This is a genomic window from Ollibium composti, from assembly GCF_004801285.1.
Lineage (GTDB): Bacteria > Pseudomonadota > Alphaproteobacteria > Rhizobiales > Rhizobiaceae > Mesorhizobium > Mesorhizobium composti.
In genome coordinates, this window is the sequence record NZ_SSNY01000009.1 from 176,588 (window position 1) to 193,926 (window position 17,339).

At 66.3% G+C, this 17,339-nt stretch carries 15 protein-coding genes; 11 read left to right on the forward strand and 4 right to left on the reverse strand.

Annotated features, from left to right (window positions below):
• Window positions 1–27: 27 nt before the first annotated feature.
• From E6C48_RS16145 to E6C48_RS16170, 6 genes are all read left to right on the forward strand, one after another.
• On the forward strand, window positions 28–1,074 hold the full coding sequence (locus E6C48_RS16145) for a succinylglutamate desuccinylase/aspartoacylase domain-containing protein (protein WP_136359038.1): 1,047 nt from the start codon (window positions 28–30) through the stop codon (window positions 1,072–1,074).
• Between the two features lie 215 nt (window positions 1,075–1,289).
• Entirely contained in the window at window positions 1,290–2,471 is a 1,182-nt protein-coding gene (locus tag E6C48_RS16150) for an NEW3 domain-containing protein (protein ID WP_230978801.1), read from the forward strand.
• A complete protein-coding gene (locus E6C48_RS16155) occupies window positions 2,468–3,421 on the forward strand; it encodes an ABC transporter ATP-binding protein (RefSeq protein ID WP_136359042.1) in 954 nt (317 codons plus the stop codon). The genes E6C48_RS16150 and E6C48_RS16155 overlap by 4 nt, the downstream gene beginning before the upstream one ends.
• On the forward strand, window positions 3,405–4,364 hold the full coding sequence (locus tag E6C48_RS16160) for an ABC transporter permease (protein WP_136359044.1): 960 nt from the start codon (window positions 3,405–3,407) through the stop codon (window positions 4,362–4,364). The genes E6C48_RS16155 and E6C48_RS16160 overlap by 17 nt, the downstream gene beginning before the upstream one ends.
• 379 nt (window positions 4,365–4,743) lie before the next feature.
• Window positions 4,744–6,933, forward strand: coding sequence for an anthranilate synthase (locus E6C48_RS16165; protein ID WP_136359046.1), 2,190 nt, complete (start codon window positions 4,744–4,746; stop codon window positions 6,931–6,933).
• 8 nt (window positions 6,934–6,941) lie between these two features.
• Complete coding sequence (locus tag E6C48_RS16170; protein WP_136359133.1) at window positions 6,942–7,877, forward strand: cation diffusion facilitator family transporter; 936 nt, start codon at window positions 6,942–6,944, stop codon at window positions 7,875–7,877.
• A gap of 12 nt (window positions 7,878–7,889) precedes the next feature.
• Here E6C48_RS16170 and E6C48_RS16175 read toward each other — a convergent pair whose 3' ends face one another.
• The gene (locus E6C48_RS16175) at window positions 7,890–8,990 is read right to left on the reverse strand and encodes a hypothetical protein (RefSeq protein WP_136359048.1); all 1,101 of its coding nucleotides are present in this window, start codon (window positions 8,988–8,990) and stop codon (window positions 7,890–7,892) included.
• Window positions 8,991–9,077: 87 nt separating this feature from the next.
• On the opposite strand from E6C48_RS16175, the gene E6C48_RS16180 reads away from it, so the two are divergent.
• The 3 genes from E6C48_RS16180 to E6C48_RS16190 all read left to right on the forward strand — a co-directional run bounded on the left by E6C48_RS16180 (window position 9,078) and on the right by E6C48_RS16190 (window position 11,029).
• Window positions 9,078–9,518, forward strand: coding sequence for a DsrE family protein (locus E6C48_RS16180; RefSeq protein WP_136359050.1), 441 nt, complete (start codon window positions 9,078–9,080; stop codon window positions 9,516–9,518).
• 113 nt (window positions 9,519–9,631) lie between these two features.
• Complete coding sequence (locus E6C48_RS16185) at window positions 9,632–9,931, forward strand: putative quinol monooxygenase (protein ID WP_136359052.1); 300 nt, start codon at window positions 9,632–9,634, stop codon at window positions 9,929–9,931.
• A 9-nt stretch (window positions 9,932–9,940) separates the two neighbouring features.
• Window positions 9,941–11,029: an AbrB family transcriptional regulator gene (locus E6C48_RS16190; RefSeq protein WP_136359054.1), complete on the forward strand. Its 1,089-nt coding sequence runs from the start codon at window positions 9,941–9,943 to the stop codon at window positions 11,027–11,029.
• On the opposite strand, the gene E6C48_RS16195 is transcribed toward E6C48_RS16190, so the two are convergent.
• Window positions 11,019–12,497 carry an MATE family efflux transporter gene (locus E6C48_RS16195; RefSeq protein WP_136359056.1) on the reverse strand — a complete coding sequence of 493 codons (1,479 nt, stop codon included), beginning with the start codon at window positions 12,495–12,497 and terminating at the stop codon, window positions 11,019–11,021. The genes E6C48_RS16190 and E6C48_RS16195 overlap by 11 nt on opposite strands.
• A gap of 214 nt (window positions 12,498–12,711) precedes the next feature.
• Between E6C48_RS16195 and E6C48_RS16200 the strand changes: the two genes are divergently transcribed.
• The gene (locus tag E6C48_RS16200) at window positions 12,712–13,119 is read left to right on the forward strand and encodes a VOC family protein (protein WP_136359058.1); all 408 of its coding nucleotides are present in this window, start codon (window positions 12,712–12,714) and stop codon (window positions 13,117–13,119) included.
• A gap of 34 nt (window positions 13,120–13,153) precedes the next feature.
• Here the strand turns inward: E6C48_RS16200 and E6C48_RS16205 are convergent, their stop codons facing one another.
• Together E6C48_RS16205 and E6C48_RS16210 are read right to left on the reverse strand one after the other, a co-directional pair.
• Window positions 13,154–13,927, reverse strand: coding sequence for an esterase family protein (locus E6C48_RS16205; RefSeq protein WP_136359060.1), 774 nt, complete (start codon window positions 13,925–13,927; stop codon window positions 13,154–13,156).
• A 4-nt stretch (window positions 13,928–13,931) separates the two neighbouring features.
• A complete protein-coding gene (locus E6C48_RS16210; protein ID WP_136359062.1) occupies window positions 13,932–15,098 on the reverse strand; it encodes an ATP-grasp domain-containing protein in 1,167 nt (388 codons plus the stop codon).
• Window positions 15,099–15,479: 381 nt separating this feature from the next.
• On the opposite strand from E6C48_RS16210, the gene leuA reads away from it, so the two are divergent.
• A complete protein-coding gene (gene leuA / locus E6C48_RS16215; protein WP_136359135.1) occupies window positions 15,480–17,219 on the forward strand; it encodes a 2-isopropylmalate synthase in 1,740 nt (579 codons plus the stop codon).
• Window positions 17,220–17,339: the final 120 nt, after the last annotated feature.

Below are 17,339 nucleotides of genomic sequence, written 5' to 3' on the forward strand. Positions count from 1 at the left end.
AGGCTTCCCGCCGAACAGGAGGCCGCGATGAAGAAGTCCGTCGAGCGTATTGAAGGCGACACCGAAGGCGTTGCCTACGAATTTCCGGTTCTTCGTTTCGAGGGCTCGGACAAGGCCGCTCCCCGCGCCTATCTGCAGGCCGCGCTGCATGCCGGCGAACTGCCGGGCACCGTCGCCATCGACGCGCTGATGCCGATGCTTCTCAAAGCCGAGGCCGAAGGGCGCATCCTGGGTGCGCTGACCATCGTGCCATGGGCCAATCCGATCGGACGCGCGCAATACCAGTTCGGCGACCACCAGGGCCGCTTCCATTCCGGCACCCGCGTCAACTTCAACCGCGACTTTCCGCTGGTGGACCGGCCGGACCCTGCCCTGTTGCCGGACACCACCCACGCCACCGTCGACCAGAAGCTGAAGGCGCGGCTGCTCTCGCTGTCGCTCGGCCACGATATCGTGCTCGACCTGCACTGCGACGACGAAGGCCTGCCCTATCTCTACGTGCCGGCCGAACTCTGGCCGGCCATGGCCGACTGTGCCGCAGCCATGGGCGTGGCCGCCGTGCTTCTGTGGCAGGGCGAAAGCGGAGCCGCCTTCGAGGAGGCCTCCGTCCACCCGCATCTCGCGGCAGGCGGCCCGCTCGACCGCGTCGTCGTCACAACCGTCGAATATCGCGGCGTCGCCGATGTCGACCGCGCCACAGCCGAAGGCGATGCCGCCGGCCTCTATCGCCTGCTGGTGGCACGCGGCGTCGTCGCCGACCCGTCCGTGCCCGCGCCCGGCCCCTTCAAGGGCGTGGTCACGCCGCTGGAAAACATCGACATGATGCCGGCGCCGCAGGCCGGCGCCGTCCTCTACGACGTCAAACCGGGCGACCGCGTGAAGAAGGGCGACCGCCTTGCGACGGTCGTCCATCGCCCCGGCGAGCAGGGCGGCCATGCCGAGGTGTTCGCGCCGCAGGACGGCACCATCCTCACCCGCCGCTCGCACCGCATCACCCGCGCCGGCGACGACCTGGTGAAGCTGCTGGGCGGCGCGCGCAGCACGGACGCACGCGCAGGCGCGCTGGAAGACTGACGACACGCGCTTCTTCACGCGAAATCGCGGCGATTTACAATTCCGTGAGCGGATGACGCTTGCACGGAATTTGCCGCATTCGTGCCACAAAGCGGTCCATCCTCCGCCGGCACGAAGTCGCCAAGGCTTTGCAAACAAATGTGATTTCAACTTTATGCGGGGAGGCACGCGTGGTTCCTGCACGCTTTCGTTCGTCTTTAAATACCCCTTCGAAATTGCTTGCCGCGACCGTCGTCGCCATCGGGCTCGGCCTCGCAACGGCACCGCCGGTATGGGCCCAGTCGGCCGGCGCTGCGGCCGCCCAACAGGCGCCCGCCGGCCTGTGGCTGACCACGCGCTACCCGGATTTTTCCGCCCAGGCGGGCAAGAGCATCTCCGTCGACGTCACCCTTTCCAACCACGGCCTGCCGCCGCAGCGCATCGACCTCGGTCTCGACGGATTGCCGGCCGGCTGGAGCTGGGAGATCGACGGCGGCGGCAAACCGGTGCGCGCGGCGATCGCGGCGGCCGATTCCACGGTCGACCTGACGCTGAAGCTCACCCCGCCAGCCGATGCGAACGCCGACAAGCCCGTCGCCTTCGCGCTGACCGGCAAGGGCGACGGCCAGTCGCTCAGCCTGCCGCTATCGCTGACGCTGACGAAAACCGAACCCGCCAAGCTCACCATGGAGCCGAAGCTGCCGGCGCTGCGCGGCACCGCCAAATCCGCCTTCGACTATCAGGTGGACGTCAAGAACGACGGCCAGGAGGACACCACCGTCAACCTGCTTTCCAAGGCACCGGACGGTTTCCAGGTCACCTTCAAGGAAGGCTACGGCTCGCAGGAACTGACCAGCCTGCCGCTGAAGGCCGGCGAATCGAAGGAGCTGAAAGTTTCCGTCCAACCGCCCGACAGCGCCCAGGCCGGTCAATATCCGGTCGAAGTGGCGGCCGCCGCCGGCGACATTTCGGCCAACGCCAAGCTGATGCTCGACATCACCGGGCGCCCGACCGTCGCGCTCACCGGCCCCGAAGGCAGGCTTTCCGGCGACGCCACCGCCGGGCAGGAGCGAACCTTCACCTTCACCTTGCGGAATTCGGGCTCGGCGCCGGCACGCGACGTCGCTCTCTCCGCCAGCCCGCCGTCCGGCTGGAAGGTCGCCTTCAACCCCGAGAAGGTGGACGACATCGAGCCGGGTCAGGACGCCAGCGTCGCCGTCTCCATGACGCCTTCGCAGCAGGCCATCGCCGGCGACTACATGGTCTCGGTCCGCGCCAACGGCCCGGGCGCTTCCGACAGCGCCAATTTCCGCGTCACCGTGCGCACCTCGACTCTGTGGGGCGTCACCGGGCTGGCCGTCATCGGCATCGCCGTGCTGGTGCTGGGCTTCGCCGTCGCCAGGTATGGCCGCAGATGAGCGCCGCCGAAGCCCCCGTCATCGAAGCCGGCGGCCTGACCAAGCGCTACGGCCGCTTCACCGCCGTCGACGGCATCGATCTTGCCGTGAACAAGGGGGAGGTGTTCGGCCTGCTCGGGCCGAACGGCTCAGGCAAGACCACCACGATCCTGCTCCTGCTCGGCCTCACCGAACCGAGCGCCGGCACCATCCGCGTGCTGGGGCTCGATCCCCTGCGCAAGCCGCTGTCGGTCAAGCGCCGCGTCGGCTATCTGCCGGACCAGATCGGCTTCTACGATCACCTGAGCGCCGAGGAGAACCTTGCCTATTCGGCGCGGCTCGCCGGCCTTGCATCCGCCGAGGCCAACAGGCGCATCAGCGACGCACTGGCGCGCGTGCGGCTTTCCGACGTGCGCGGCAAGCGTGTGGCGACCTATTCGCGCGGCATGCGCCAGCGGCTCGGCCTCGCCGAAGTGCTGGCCAAGGGCTCCGAGATCGCCATCCTCGACGAGCCGACCTCCGGGCTGGACCCGCAGTCGACTCAGGAACTTCTGGAACTCATCCGCGAACTTGCCGCCGACGGCGTCACCATCGTGCTGTCTTCGCATCTGCTGGCCATGATGCAGTCGCTGTGCGACCGCGTCGCCCTGTTCAGCCGTGGCCGCATCGGCCTGATCGGCAAGGTGGCCGACCTGACCGCCGACGTGCTGGGCGGCACGCATGTGGTCGAGGTCGAGGCCGACGGCATCGACCTCGCGGCAGTCCTGAAGGACGCGCCCCACATCGCCGCCGTGACGCCGCTGAGGGCCGGCCGCTGGCGCGTCGACGCCGATGCCGACGTGCGCGCCGACATCGCCCACCGCACCGTGCAGGCCGGAGGGGCGCTTTCCGGGATGACCATCCGCCAGTCCAGCCTCGACGAGGTCTACGCGCGTTTCTTCGAGGGAGAAGACCATGACCAGGCAGCGTGAGGGCTCGCCCTTCGCCGGGCTGTCGACGGTGGCGCTGAAGGAAGCCGCCGACCATATGAATTCGGCCCGCATCCATCTGGTGATGCTTCTGGTGATCCTCACCGCCATCGGCTCGGTCTATGCCGCGATCGGCCAGATCAAGGCGACCATCGGCGAGGACCAGTTCCTGTTCCTGCGCCTGTTCACCACCGCACAGCAGCCCTTGCCCTCCTTCGTCTCCTTCCTCGGCTTCCTCATCCCGCTGGTGGCGATCGCGCTCGGCTTCGACGCCATCAACGGCGAATACAGCCGCCGCACGCTGTCGCGCGTGCTGTCGCAACCGATCTACCGCGACGCGCTGCTGACGGGAAAATTCCTCGGCGGCCTGATCGTCATCGCCATCTGCCTGCTGACGCTGTGGCTGTTGGTGACCGGGCTCGGCATCCTCTCGCTCGGCCTGCCGCCGGGCGGCGAGGAGATCGCGCGCGGACTGGCCTTCCTGTTCGCTTCCTTCGTCTATGCCGGCGTGTGGCTGGCCGTGGCGATGGCCTTCTCGACGCTGGTGAAATCGCCCGCGACCTCGGCGCTGTGCGCGCTGACACTGTGGCTGGTCTTCACCGTGTTCTGGCCGATGCTGACGCCGCTGGTCGCCGGCGCCGTCGCGCCCGTCGACCTGCTCGATCCGATGACGGCTGTCCACCAGATCGCCGTACAGCAGGGGCTGGCGCGCATTTCGCCGAACGTCCTTTACGGCGAGGCGACGCTTGCTCTGCTCAACCCCGCCACCCGCTCGCTCGGCCTGCTCTTTCCCTCGCAGCTGAGCGGGGCGCTGATGGGCGCGCCCTTGCCGCTGTCGGCCAGCCTCGCTTTGGTCTGGCCGCAGATCGCCGGCATGATCGCGGCTCTCATCGTGCTGTTCACCATCGCCTACGTGTCGTTCCAGCGGCAGGAGATCCGGGCGTAGGACACTGGCGGCTCCCTCCCCTTGAGGGGAGGGTGGCCCGCGCAGCGGGTCGGGAGGGGTAACCTCAACCACTCCAGCCTAAGAACAAATGTTGGCGCACTGCCGCGGCGACCCTCCCGGCAGGCCTACGGCGTGCCACCTTCCCCTCAAGGGGGAGGGAGCCGCCAGCCCCGTATCAAATCTCTTGCCCTGCCCTGCGTTCGCCGCTAAGGAAAACCCATGAGCATTCGTTCGATCAACTCGATCTGGTGGTGGGCCTGCTGACAGCGGCCGCCGAACGCATGCGCGTGAAAATCAGGGATGGCCGCAGGAGAAGTCCGGCGGCCTTTTTGTTTCCAGAATCGCCTCCGGACCTCCACGGCGGAACAAGGAGACGGCAATGACGGTGGAAATCCTGGAAAACGGCGGTGAGCGATTCGTCACGGCCGGCGGCATCGCGATCACCCGCGAACGCCACGAAAAACCCTATGCCGGCGCCATCGACGCCTATCTCGAAGGCCTCAATGCGCGGCGCGGCGCGGTCTTTTCCTCCAACTACGAATATCCCGGCCGCTACACCCGCTGGGACACCGCCATCATCGATCCGCCGCTGGTGATTTCGGCGCGCGGCCGCGCAATGAAGATCGAGGCGCTGAACAGGCGCGGCGAGGTCATGCTGCCCGCCATAGAGCGCGTGCTGCGCAAGGAAAAGGCCGTCGGCTTTACCGATGCGACGAAGCGATTGCTGGCGCTGACGGTCGCTGAGCCCGGCCATGTCTACGCCGAGGAGGAGCGCAGCCGCGCGCCTTCCGTCTTTACCGTGCTGCGTGCCGTAACCGCCCTGTTCCACACCGATCAGGACGCCAATCTCGGCCTTTACGGCGCCTTCGGCTACGACCTCGCCTTCCAGTTCGATCCGGTCGCCTACAAGCTCAAGCGGGCCGAGAGCCAGCGCGACCTGGTGCTTTACCTGCCCGACGAGATCCTCGTCGTCGACCACTATTCGGCGAAGGCCTGGACCGACCGCTACGACTATTCCGGCGAGGATTTTTCCACAACCGGCCTGCCGCGCGACGGCGCTGTCCAGCCGTTCAAACCGTCCGACCGCATCCCGCCGCGCGGCGACCATGAGCCGGGCGAATACGCCAATCTGGTCCGGCGCGCCTTCGACAGCTTCAAGCGCGGCGACCTGTTCGAAGTCGTGCCCGGCCAGATGTTCTACGAGCGCTGCGAGACGGAACCGTCTGCCATTTCGCGGCGGCTGAAGACCATCAATCCCTCGCCCTATTCCTTCTTCATCAACCTCGGCGAGAACGAATACCTGGTCGGCGCTTCGCCGGAGATGTTCGTGCGCGTCAACGGTCGCCGCGTCGAGACCTGCCCGATCTCCGGCACCATCAAGCGCGGCGACGACGCCATCTCGGATCACGAGCAGATCCTGAAACTGCTCAACTCCAAGAAGGACGAGAGCGAGCTCACCATGTGCTCGGACGTCGACCGCAACGACAAGAGCCGGGTTTGCGAGCCGGGCTCCGTGCGCGTCATCGGCCGCCGCCAGATCGAGATGTATTCGCGCCTCATCCACACCGTCGACCACATCGAGGGCCGGCTGCGCGAAGGCATGGACGCCTTCGACGCCTTCCTCACCCATGCCTGGGCCGTCACTGTCACCGGCGCGCCGAAACTGTGGGCGATGCGCTTCATCGAGAACAACGAGAAGAGCCCGCGCGCCTGGTACGGCGGCGCCATCGGCATGGTGCATTTCAACGGCGACCTGAATACCGGCTTGACGCTGCGCACCATCCGCATCAAGGACGGCATAGCCGAGGTGCGCGCCGGCGCGACGCTGCTCTTCGATTCCGTCCCCGAGGACGAGGAAGCCGAAACCGAACTGAAGGCATCCGCCATGCTTGCCGCCATCCGCGACGCCAAAGCCGGCAACGCCGCCACTACCGAGCGCGCCACAGCGCGCGTCGGCGAAGGCGTCACCGTCCTGCTGGTCGACCACGAGGACAGCTTCGTCCATACGCTCGCCAACTACTTCCGCCAGACCGGCGCCAACGTCTCCACCGTGCGTTCGCCGGTGCCGGAAGACCTGTTCGACCGGCTGAAGCCCGACCTTGTCGTGCTTTCTCCCGGTCCCGGCACGCCGAAGGATTTCGATACCGCAGCCACCATCAGGAAAGCGCGCGAGCGCCGGTTGCCGATCTTCGGCGTCTGCCTCGGCCTGCAGGCGCTGGCAGAAGCCTATGGCGGCGAGTTGCGCCAGCTTGCCGTGCCGATGCACGGCAAGCCCTCGCGCATCAAGATCTCGAAGCCGGGCATCGTCTTTTCCGGCCTGCCGAAGGAAGTCACCGTCGGCCGCTATCATTCGATCTTCGCCGATCCGGCAAAGCTGCCGGCGGACTTCGAAGTGACGGCGGAAAGCGAGGACGGCACCATCATGGCCTTCGAGCATCGCAAGGAACCGGTCGCCGCCGTGCAATTCCATCCCGAATCGATCATGACGCTGGGCGGCGACGCCGGCATGCGCATGATCGAGAACGTGGTGGCGCACCTGTCGCGCAAGGCGAAGGAAAAAGCGGCATAGTGACCGACATGGCTGCGACGATACCCCTGGCAGGAGCAGCGGCGAAGCGGCGCATCGCCGCCCTCGCGTTCTGGTCGATCGTCGTCGCCTTCGTCGTGCTCGGCCTGAAGGCGGTGGCGTGGTGGATCACCGGTTCGGTCGCGCTCTATTCGGATGCGCTGGAATCCACCGTCAACGTGATCGCCGCCGCAGCCGCCTTCTGGGCCATCCGGGTGAGCCAGAAGCCCGCCGACGAGGACCATCCCTTCGGCCACCACAAGGCGGAATACTTCTCCGCCGTACTGGAGGGCGTGCTGATCGTCGTGGCCGCCCTGCTGATCCTCAGCGAGGTCTGGCGCACTTGGCGCAATACGGCGCCGCTGGAGCAGCCCTGGGAGGGCCTGGCCGTCAACGGCGTCGCCACCGTCATCAACGCGGCCTGGGCGTGGACGCTGATCCGCGCCGGCCGGAACGCGCGTTCGCCCGCCCTCGTCGCCGACGGCCAGCACATCATGACCGACGTCATCACCTCGGTCGGCGTCTTCATCGGCCTCGTCGGCGCGGTGATGACGGGCTGGCGTATCCTCGACCCGGCGCTGGCCGTCATCGTCGCCCTGAACATCCTGTGGCAGGGCTGGCACGTCATCGGCGCATCGCTGAATGGCCTGATGGACCGCGCCGTCGACCTGCACGACAACATGCGCATTCGCGATATCATCTCGACCAATTCCAAGGGCGCCATCGAGGTGCATGACCTCAAGACCCGCATCGCCGGCCGCGCTACCTTCATCGAGTTCCACCTGATCGTCGACGGCGACATGCCGGTGCGCGAAAGCCACGTCATCTGCGACCGCATCGAGGACGCGCTGAAGGCTGAAATCCCCTCGGTGCGCATCACCATCCACGTCGAACCCGACGACGAGGCGAAACTGCCGAAAGGCACCGCCGCCGTACCGTTCGCGTAGAACGAGACTGCTTCACAATCCGCACTCGGCCGGTTGCATCGGCTCGAGCCGGTAGATTCTGTCGTCGGAAGCCGTCGCTTCCGCCGCCTCGGCGGAGCATAGGTCGATCAGCGGCAGGCCGTTGGCCGGGTTGGACAGCATCATCGTACCCTTGGCGCCGCGCCTCAGATAGATTTCACGCGAGGAAATGCCGCAATCGGCGTCGCTGGTCTTCGTCGTCGCCACGCAGCGCCACTGGTCGCCTTCGCCATCGCAGGAATAGCTCTGCATCGACGTGCCGGACGCCTTGCGCGTGGCGACCGAGACCATGATGTCGGCGCCGTTCGGCCAGTTGTCGAGGTCGCGGCCGGCTGCCGCATAGGACGCCAGTTCGGACGGGCCGCGGAAGACCCGGATGGTCTTCGTCACCTGTTCCGGGTTCGAGGCGAGATGTGCGGCGGTGTAGTCGCGGCCATAGCAGAAGGGCTGATCCGGCTTCAGCCGCAGCCTGAGCGGATCACCGAGCGCCGGGTCGATCGGATCGACCTTGGCGAACTCGGCCTTGCATTCGGCCGCCGGGCGGCGCTCGAGCGCGAAGCCGTCGTCGTCGGTGCCCAGCGCCAGCTTCTCGTATTGCTCCTCTTCGAGTTCCGCCGTCTCGGAAGGATCGAGATAGACGTAACGGTCCAATTTCTCCACGACCAGCCGGCCTTTGGTGTCGAACCGGAGCGAGGCGAGCGTGCGGTCGCATTCCATGCCGCAATGGATGCCCTGGGGATTGCCGTCCTCGTCGACGCCCGCCCTGCACCAGGCGCCGACCCAATCGGGCTTCTTCGCCCCGCGCTCCGTCGTCGTCAGATAGCTGTCGTAGCTGGAACCGGAACTCGGCTCCTCGTTCGGATGGCTGACCGGATCGCCGCCGCGATAGAAGAAGATGCGCTGCACCTTCTGGTTCGGATGCGCCTTCAGATGGGCCTTGTCATAGACGCGGCCGAAGCAGGCTTCCGCGCCGCCAGCCTCGAGCGCCTGCCAGTCGGACGCCTTACCGCTTTGCTGGCCCGAGGCGGATGCCGCCAGAGCCAGCCACAACGCCGCGCCGGCCCCGATGCCCGCCAGTCCCCTCACCGCTGCCATGCACGCCTCCGCCGCAACAGGATGCGGCGATTTTATGCTAGGATCGCCGTGATGGCCATGCGTCCGCCGGCCGGGAGGGGAAACGCCATGCTGCGCCGAGACATGTTCCGCGGACTGTTTGCCTCGGCCGGCGCGCTTTTAGGCCTCGGCCAAGCAAATGCGGTCGCGCAGCGAAGCCCCGCAAGGCAAAGGGTCGCCTATCATCTCAGCGACGCCGACAAGGTCGCCTTCGTGCTCGGCAACGTCAGGAACCACTATGACGGCACCGGCGGCAACGTCGAGATCGTGCTGGTGGTGCATGGACCAGCATTGGCCGCTTTCCGTACCGCCGGCGCTTCCGCCGCCGTCGCCAGCCGTTTCGCCGGCCTGGTGAAGGACGGGCTCGCCCCGCAGGCCTGCGCCAACACCATGCACGGCATGGATATCGCGCTCGCCGACCTGCTCGACGGCTTCGTCAGCGCCGAGCAGGGCGGCGTCGTCAGGCTGGCTGAGTTGCAGAGAGAAGGCTACGCCTATCTGCGGCCTTGAACGACGTACGCCGTCACCACACGTTGCCGGAATCCGATCATGCTCTAAACTAGCAGAATCGGACCCGTCCGGCCTCGGCGGCGCGGTCGGCCGCCAGGACAAGGGAGGCGCGTATGTATGGCCTGATCGGAAAGATGCGTGCGGCGACCGGCAAGCGGGACGAAGTGCTCGCCATCCTCCGCGAAGCGACGACCGGTTTGCCGGGCTGCCTGAGCTACATCGTCGCCCGCGACCCCGCCGACACCACCGCCATCTGGATCACCGAAGTGTGGACCGACGCCGAAAGCCACAAGGCGTCGCTGACCCTGCCCGAGGTGCAGGCGGCGATTGCCCGGGCCAGACCGCTGGTCACCGGATTCGACATCCAGATCGAGACGGAGCCGGTCAGCGGCGTAAGCATGCCGGCGGGTTGACCCGCCGCAATGGATGGCATTTCGCAAGCGCCGGCGCCCGGCCGTCTCACCGCGCGCGCGCCGGCCACCCAATGGCTGGTCATCCTCGTCCTGTCGCTGCTCGGCGCGGGCTCGCTGGAAGCGGCGGCCCTGCCGGCCGCGCTTTTGATCGGGCCGATGCTGGCCGGCATCGTGGCCGGCATCAACGGCGCCACCGTTCGGGTGCCACGCCTTGCCTTCGGTGCCGCGCAGGCGATTGTCGGCTGCCTCGTCGCGGCTTCGATCTCTCCCGGCATCTTCCCGACCTTCGTAGCCGACTGGCCGCTCATCCTCGGCGCGGTCGCCGCCACGCTGGTCGCCTCCAGCCTGCTCGGCTGGCTGATCAGCCGCTGGCGCATCCTGCCCGGCACCACCGCCGTCTGGGGCTCCTCGCCGGGCGCCGCCACCGCGATGGTACTGATGGCCGGCGCCTTCGGGGCGGACCAGCGGCTGGTCGCCTTCATGCAGTACCTGCGTGTCATCTTCGTCTCGATGGCCGCAGCCATCCTTGCGCGCCTGTGGGTGGACACCTCCGGCGTCGAGGTGCCTGCGACCGTCTGGTTCCCCGCAATCGACCCGAAACCCTTCGCCGCGACGCTGTTGATCGCGCTGGTCGGCGCCGGCGCGGGACGTCTGCTCAAGCTGCCGTCGCCCTATTTCCTCGGCACCATGATCCTCGGCACGGTGCTGCACCTCGGTGCCGGCATAGACTTTCAGCTGCCGCAATGGCTGCTGGCCGTCAGCTACGCGGCTGTCGGCTGGGCGATCGGCCTGAACTTCACCATGCCTATCCTTCGCCACGCGACACGGGCGCTGCCGCAGATCGTCGCCGCCATCCTCGTGCTGATCGCGATATGCGGCGGCGTCGCCTGGCTGATCAGCCGCACGCTCGGCATCGACCCACTGACGGCCTATCTCGCCACCAGTCCGGGCGGCATGGATTCCATCGCCATCATCGCCGCCGCCGCCGACAACGTCGACATCTCCTTCGTCATGGCCTTGCAGACGGTGCGCTTCCTGATCGTGCTCGTACTGGGTCCAAGCATAGCCCGGCTGATCGCGCGGACGGTCAGGGAGTAGTGTCTTCGGGCGCATCGAGGCCGAGCCCGGCCCGCTCGCGCGGCACGCCGAGCCCGGTATCCGGCGCCTCTCCGGCCGCCGGACGCTCCTGCTCGATCATATGCATGGAGCGCCAGCCGCCGAAGCGGTAATAGGCGAGGCCGAGCAGCAGCGAGCAGATCGAGCCGGCCGGAAAACTCCACCACAGCGCATCCTGCCCTATGACATCGCGCATCCAGTAGGCAAAGCCGGTGCGCACCAGGAGCACCGAGAAGACCAGGATGATGAGCGGCGGCATCACCGCTCCGGTGGCCCGCACCGTGGCGAACAGAACGATGGTGATACCGAACAGCACGAACGACCATGAGGCCATGTCGTTGACATGCTCGGCGATGTCGATGGCGGCGGTGTCCTGCGCCAGGAACAGGCCGAGCACCGGCCGGTCGAACAGATAGAGCACTGCCACCAGCACGCCCGTCAGCACCATGTTGAAGCCGACGCCTGCTAGCGTGATGCGGTCGATGCGGTCCCAGCGCCGCGCCCCGACATTCTGCGCCGCCATCGAGGAGACGGCGGCGCCGATGGCCAGCGCCGGCATCTGCACATAGGTCCACAACTGCGCGGCAATGCCGTAGGCGGCCGTCACCCGCGAGCCGTAGCTGTTGACCAGCCCCATGATGGTGAGCGCCGCCACCGAGATGACGATCATCTGCAGGCCCATCGGCACGCCCTTGGCGACGACGATCCTGAGCAGCTTCGGGTCGGGCCGCAACAACGCGAGATCGGCGCCGGCGAGCGTCAGCGGATGCTTGCGCGCGTAGAGAAGAACGAGCAGCGCCGCCACGCTCACCACCTGGCCGATCAGCGTCGAGGCGGCCGAGCCGGCGATGCCGAGTTGCGGAAACGGACCGATGCCGGCGATCAGCAGCGGATTGAGGGCGATGTCGAACGCCACTGCCATCAGCATGAAATAGAAGGGCGTGCGCGAATCGCCGGCGCCGCGCAGCACCGTCATGAGGAAGGAGAGCAGGTTCGCCGCCGGTACGGCGATAAAGAGAATGCGCAGGTAGGAACGGGCCAGCGGCAGCGCGTCCGCAGGCGTGCCGAGCAGGCCAAGGATGCCGTCCACCCAGATCCAGCCGCACACGGCGAACAGCGCCGAAATGGCGAAGAAGAAGGTGGCGCTGGTGCCGACGATGCGTCGTGCATGCGCCCAGTCGCGGGCGCCGACCGACTGCGCCACCAGGATGGTCGCCGCCATGCCGATGCCGAAGACAGTACCGAGGATGAGGAACAGCACCAGGTTCGCGTTGGAGGTCGCCGCCAGCGCCGCCTCGCCAAGGAAACGGCCGACCCAGATGGAATTGACCGAGCCGTTGAGCGATTGCAGCACATTCGCGCCCAGCACCGGCAGCGCGAAAATGAGCAGCGTGCTGGCGATCGGACCGGATGTGAGGTCGCGGGAGCGGCCGCGTTTTGTCTCGTTCATGGCAGGTCGGCCCCGTGTCGGAGGATTCGGCACCCCGGCAGGCTACCGCAAGGCGCTGGCTTATGCACCGTGGGTTGCACGGCGTCAATATTACCCGGGTAAAATAATCGGACGGGCTACCGTCTCCGGATGTCAGCAGAGAGAGCCGGACCGATTTCCTGCGAGCGGATTGACCGGTAGGAATGGCACCCGCCCATCAACCGGAGGAACCGTCATGCAATTCCACCGAGGCCGCCTGATCGACCATATCCATCTGCGCGCCCGCGATCTCGGGGCGAGCAAGCGCTTCTATCGCGCCGTGCTCACCGCCATCGGACGCCGCGACGCGATCCACGAAGGAGAAACCTTCTTCAGCGCCGACGAGCTGTGGATCGATGCCGCTAACGACTATACGTCGCGCGTGCATCTGGCTTTCCAGACGCCGGACCGGGAGACGGTGGCCCGCTTCCACGCTGCCGGGCTGGAAGCCGGCGGCCGCGACAACGGGGCGCCGGGCGAACGCCGCTATCATCCCGGCTACTACGGCGCCTTCCTGCTCGATCCCGACGGAAACAACGTCGAGGCGGTCCATCATGGTCCGGCCGAGAGATCGGCGGAATCGGTCGTGCTGACGGCGAAATGAAAGACGGGCGCCCTCCTTCGGAGGGACGTTCTTGTCAGTCCAGCCGCTGCTTCAGGTCCTCGTCCAGCCAGCGGCCGAAGAAATAGGCAAGCTGCTTGTGCCACCACGGCCAGTCGTGGTCGACGTCGCCGCCCCAGTAATCGACCCAGGCCGGGATACGCTTGGCCTGCAGCACCTTTTCCAGGGCGCGGGTCTCGACCAGCATGGGCTCTTCCCATTTCCCCTGCCCGCAGCAGAACACCATGCGCAGCGCCCGGATGCGATCGAGGATCGCCCCCTCGATGCCCGGCAGGTAGTCGAGCGGCGAATTGTAGTAGACCGCGCCCTCCAGCGTATCGCCGAGGAAACCGCGCGTCGAATAGACGCCCGACAGCGAGATCACGCCGCAGACCAGTTCGGGAAAGCGGAAGGTGAAGTTGGACGAATGGAAGCCGCCCATGGAACAGCCCGTCATCAGCGGCTTCAGCATGCGCCCGCCATTGGCGCCCGCCGCGGTGGCCGCGAAGACCGGCAGCGCCTCCTCGCGCACATAGGCGAAATAGGCTTCATGCCGGCCGATCCGCTGCCGGACGTCGCCGCCCTTGTCGAAGAAGCTTTCGGAATCGACGCCATCGACGGTGAAAAGCTGGATGCGGCCGGTATCGACGAATTCGGCCAGTGCGCCGGCGCCGCCGGAATCCTCGAACTGGTAGAACCGCCCCTGCGAGGTCGGAAACACCACCACCGGCCGCCCCGCATGGCCGTAGCGCTTGTATTCCATGTCGCGGCCGAGGCTGCGGCTGAAATGCCTGTGGTAGGAGATGTCCATCGGTTCAACCCTTGAGGGCGTGGATATAGGCGACAGCGTCCTTCAGCGCCTGCGGGTCGGTCGACCGCATCTGGTAGGCGTAGTTGCCCATGGCCCGGCTGAAGACCGGCTCGATCGCGTTGTGGCGCATGATCTTGTCGGCGTGCGCGGCTAGCACGTCGGCGTGGTCGTGCAAATAGGCGATATGATCCTTGCGGCTGGCATAAGCGGTGAAGTACCTGCCCTTATGCGGCCCGCAGGTGGCGTTCTTCACCACCATGTTCGCCCACTCGGCATAGATGTCGATGTCGAAGGAATAGTTGATGGCGTCCGTCATCCATGCTCCCGGCGGGCGGATGTTGACCTCCAGCGCGACGATACGGCCGTCCTTCGTCTCGAACAGCTCGATGTGGAAGAAGCGCTCCTTCAGGGCAAAAGCCTTGACGATCTTCCTGCCCGCCTCCTCCACCTCCGGCGGCATTTCGGGCCGGCAGGTGTAGCTCATGTGCTTGTTCTTGTTGACGACGTCCATGATCGAGTCGTCGTACTTCGTAGAGGCGGCGAAGACGATCTCGCCGTCGCGGTCCACCAGCCCGTCATAGGTGACGACCAGCCCGTCGATGAACTCCTCCATGACGAAGCTCATGCCGGGCGGCTTGATGCGGAAGAACTCGTCCAGTTCGGCGGCGTTGGAGATCTTGTAGGTATGCGCCGCGCCCGCGCCGGAGTCCGGCTTGACCACCACCGGGTAGCCGGTCTTGCGGATGAACTCCATCGCACCGGAGCGCTCAGACGTCTTGCGCTGCGCGATGACGTTGACGCCCGCCTTGCGGAAGGCAGCGCGCATGCGGCTCTTCTTCTTGATGTTCTGCACGTAGTCGAGGCGGATGCCCTCGATGTTGAAGTCGGTGCGGATGCCGGCCTCGAGGTCCAGCCAGTGCTCGTTGAGGGATTCGAAGCGGTCCACGCGGCCCCATTGGTGGATGAAATGCCCCATCGCGCGAAAAGTCCGGTCGTAGTCCTCCATGTCGGCGATGCGGTAATATTCCGCCAGCGCGTCCTTGAGCTTGCCGGAGAGCGAGTCGTACGGCGCGTCGCCGATGCCGAGCACCGTGGCGCCCGCCTTCCTCAGCCGGTCGCAGAATTCGGCGCCGGTGGCCGGAAAATGCGGCGAGAAGAACACGAAATTCATGGGCATCCCCCTGAACGATCGGCGCGTTCGCGAGTGTGGCGCATTTGCGCGAACCGGGAAAGGGTTTCGAGCGCCCGGCAAACGCTTGCCTCCCGCCGATCCCTCCTGTAAGAGGGCCGCCATGATCACGCGCCGCACCGCAGCACACCGTCCGACCGGTTTCGCCGGCGAGACCCTGCGCGCGCTTTCCGCGCCCCTTCTGCTTCTCGGCCTTATCGGCGATCGCCGGGCTCGCTGAAGGAGCGCCCGGCGGTCGTTTCGCCGCACGGCACCCATGCTCCTTGGCAAATCGTAACCAGCGAACCACAATCCGATAAGGCAATGCCTGTCACCCGCGACGGCCTCGTGGCCGGTCCGGCAGGCAGCCGGGAGAACAAGACGATGAACGCACGACAGGAAATCCACGCCGATACGCAATCGGCGGCCAAGGGCATGCCGGACGCCGCCCGCAAATATGCCCCCTACCCCACCGTCGGCCTCCGGGACCGCACCTGGCCCGACAAGGTGATCGACAAGGCGCCGATCTGGTGCTCGGTCGACCTGCGCGACGGCAACCAGGCGCTGATCGACCCGATGGGGCACGAGCGCAAGGCGCGCATGTTCCAGTTGCTGCTCGACATGGGTTTTCGCGAAATCGAGGTCGGATTCCCCTCGGCTTCCCAGACCGATTTCGACTTCACCCGCTGGTGCATCGAGGAGGGCAATGTGCCTGACGACGTGGACTTGCAGGTGCTCGTCCAGTGTCGGCCGGAGTTGATCACGCGAACCTTCGAGTCGCTTCAGGGCGCCAAGACCCCGATCGTCCATTTCTACAACTCCACCAGCGAGTTGCAGCGCCGCGTCGTGTTCGAGAAGGACGTCGGCGGCATCAAGAAGATCGCCACCGATGCGGCGAAGATGATCACCGACATGGCCGCGAAAGCAGCCAAGGAACCTGGACATCGCGGCTACCGCTTCCAGTATTCGCCGGAAAGCTTCACCGGCACCGAACTCGAGGTGGCGCTGGAAATCTGCAACGCGGTGACCGAGATCGTGCGGCCGACGCCCGACAACAAGTTGATCCTCAACCTGCCTTCGACCGTCGAGATGGCGACGCCCAACACCTATGCCGACCGCATCGAGTGGATGTGCCGCAACCTCGACAGGCGCGACTCCGTCATCGTCTCGCTGCATCCGCACAACGACCGCGGCACCGGCATCGCCACAACCGAACTCGGCCTGATGGCCGGCGCCGACCGCGTCGAGGGCACGCTGTTCGGCAATGGCGAGCGCACCGGCAACGTCGACATCGTCACGCTGGCGCTCAACATGTACACGCAGGGCGTCGACCCGATGCTCGACTGCTCCGACATCACCCGGATGAAGGACGTCTACGAATATTCCAACCAGCTGAAGATCCCCGAACGCCACCCCTATGTCGGCGAACTGGTCTACACGGCCTTTTCCGGCTCGCACCAGGACGCCATCAACAAGGGCATGAAGGCGCTCAAGAAGGCCAACAAGGAATTGTGGGAGGTTCCCTACCTGCCGATCGATCCCGCCGACGTCGGCCGCTCCTACGAGGCGATCATCCGCATCAACTCGCAGTCCGGCAAGGGCGGCATCGCCTATGTGCTGCAAGCCGACTACGGGCTCAACCTGCCGCGCGGCCTGCAGGTGGAGTTCAGCCAGGCGATCCAGGCCATCACCGACGCCGAGGGCAAGGAGGTGCCGGTCAAGCGCATCTACCAGCAGTTCCTCGAGACCTATGTCGAGCAGCCCGGCGCGCGGCTGAAATACATCGAGCACCGCACCTATCCCGATACGGAGGTCAAAGGCCGCCGCGTTGTCGAGGCGACGATCCTCGACGACGGCAGGGAGGTGACGATCTCGGGCACCGGCACCGGCCCGATCGACGGCTTTGTCGACGCGCTGTCCAAGCATGTCGGCGTGGCGATGTCGGTGCTCGACTATTCCGAGCATTCGATGCAGCGCGGCTCCAACGCCTCGGCCATCGCCTATGTCGAGATGGAGCACCCTGGCGGCAAACTGTTCGGCGCCGGCATCAACACCAACATTTCCGCCGCATCGCTGGAAGCCGTGGTGTCGGCGGCAAACCGGATTGTTGGACAAAGCCGTTAAGAATCGACCGCTTCCCGAAATCGTCCTCCGGCCGGAACTTTTCGGCCGGGGGAAACAGGCGTTTCGCATGGTAAAACGCTTGTCGCCCGGGGCTGGCGCTATATAAGATTGGACTCCCTC

Coding starts and splice junctions, on each gene's coding strand:
- E6C48_RS16175 (WP_136359048.1), bottom strand. CDS start 8,990: ATGGCAGCGGTGAGGGGACTGGCGGGCATCGGGGCCGGCGCGGCGTTG.
- E6C48_RS16190 (WP_136359054.1), top strand. CDS start 9,941: ATGGATGGCATTTCGCAAGCGCCGGCGCCCGGCCGTCTCACCGCGCGC.
- E6C48_RS16210 (WP_136359062.1), bottom strand. CDS start 15,098: ATGAATTTCGTGTTCTTCTCGCCGCATTTTCCGGCCACCGGCGCCGAA.
- E6C48_RS16195 (WP_136359056.1), bottom strand. CDS start 12,497: ATGAACGAGACAAAACGCGGCCGCTCCCGCGACCTCACATCCGGTCCG.
- E6C48_RS16165 (WP_136359046.1), top strand. CDS start 4,744: ATGACGGTGGAAATCCTGGAAAACGGCGGTGAGCGATTCGTCACGGCC.
- E6C48_RS16155 (WP_136359042.1), top strand. CDS start 2,468: ATGAGCGCCGCCGAAGCCCCCGTCATCGAAGCCGGCGGCCTGACCAAG.
- E6C48_RS16200 (WP_136359058.1), top strand. CDS start 12,712: ATGCAATTCCACCGAGGCCGCCTGATCGACCATATCCATCTGCGCGCC.
- E6C48_RS16185 (WP_136359052.1), top strand. CDS start 9,632: ATGTATGGCCTGATCGGAAAGATGCGTGCGGCGACCGGCAAGCGGGAC.
- E6C48_RS16160 (WP_136359044.1), top strand. CDS start 3,405: ATGACCAGGCAGCGTGAGGGCTCGCCCTTCGCCGGGCTGTCGACGGTG.
- leuA (WP_136359135.1), top strand. CDS start 15,480: ATGAACGCACGACAGGAAATCCACGCCGATACGCAATCGGCGGCCAAG.
- E6C48_RS16145 (WP_136359038.1), top strand. CDS start 28: ATGAAGAAGTCCGTCGAGCGTATTGAAGGCGACACCGAAGGCGTTGCC.
- E6C48_RS16205 (WP_136359060.1), bottom strand. CDS start 13,927: ATGGACATCTCCTACCACAGGCATTTCAGCCGCAGCCTCGGCCGCGAC.
- E6C48_RS16170 (WP_136359133.1), top strand. CDS start 6,942: ATGGCTGCGACGATACCCCTGGCAGGAGCAGCGGCGAAGCGGCGCATC.
- E6C48_RS16180 (WP_136359050.1), top strand. CDS start 9,078: ATGCTGCGCCGAGACATGTTCCGCGGACTGTTTGCCTCGGCCGGCGCG.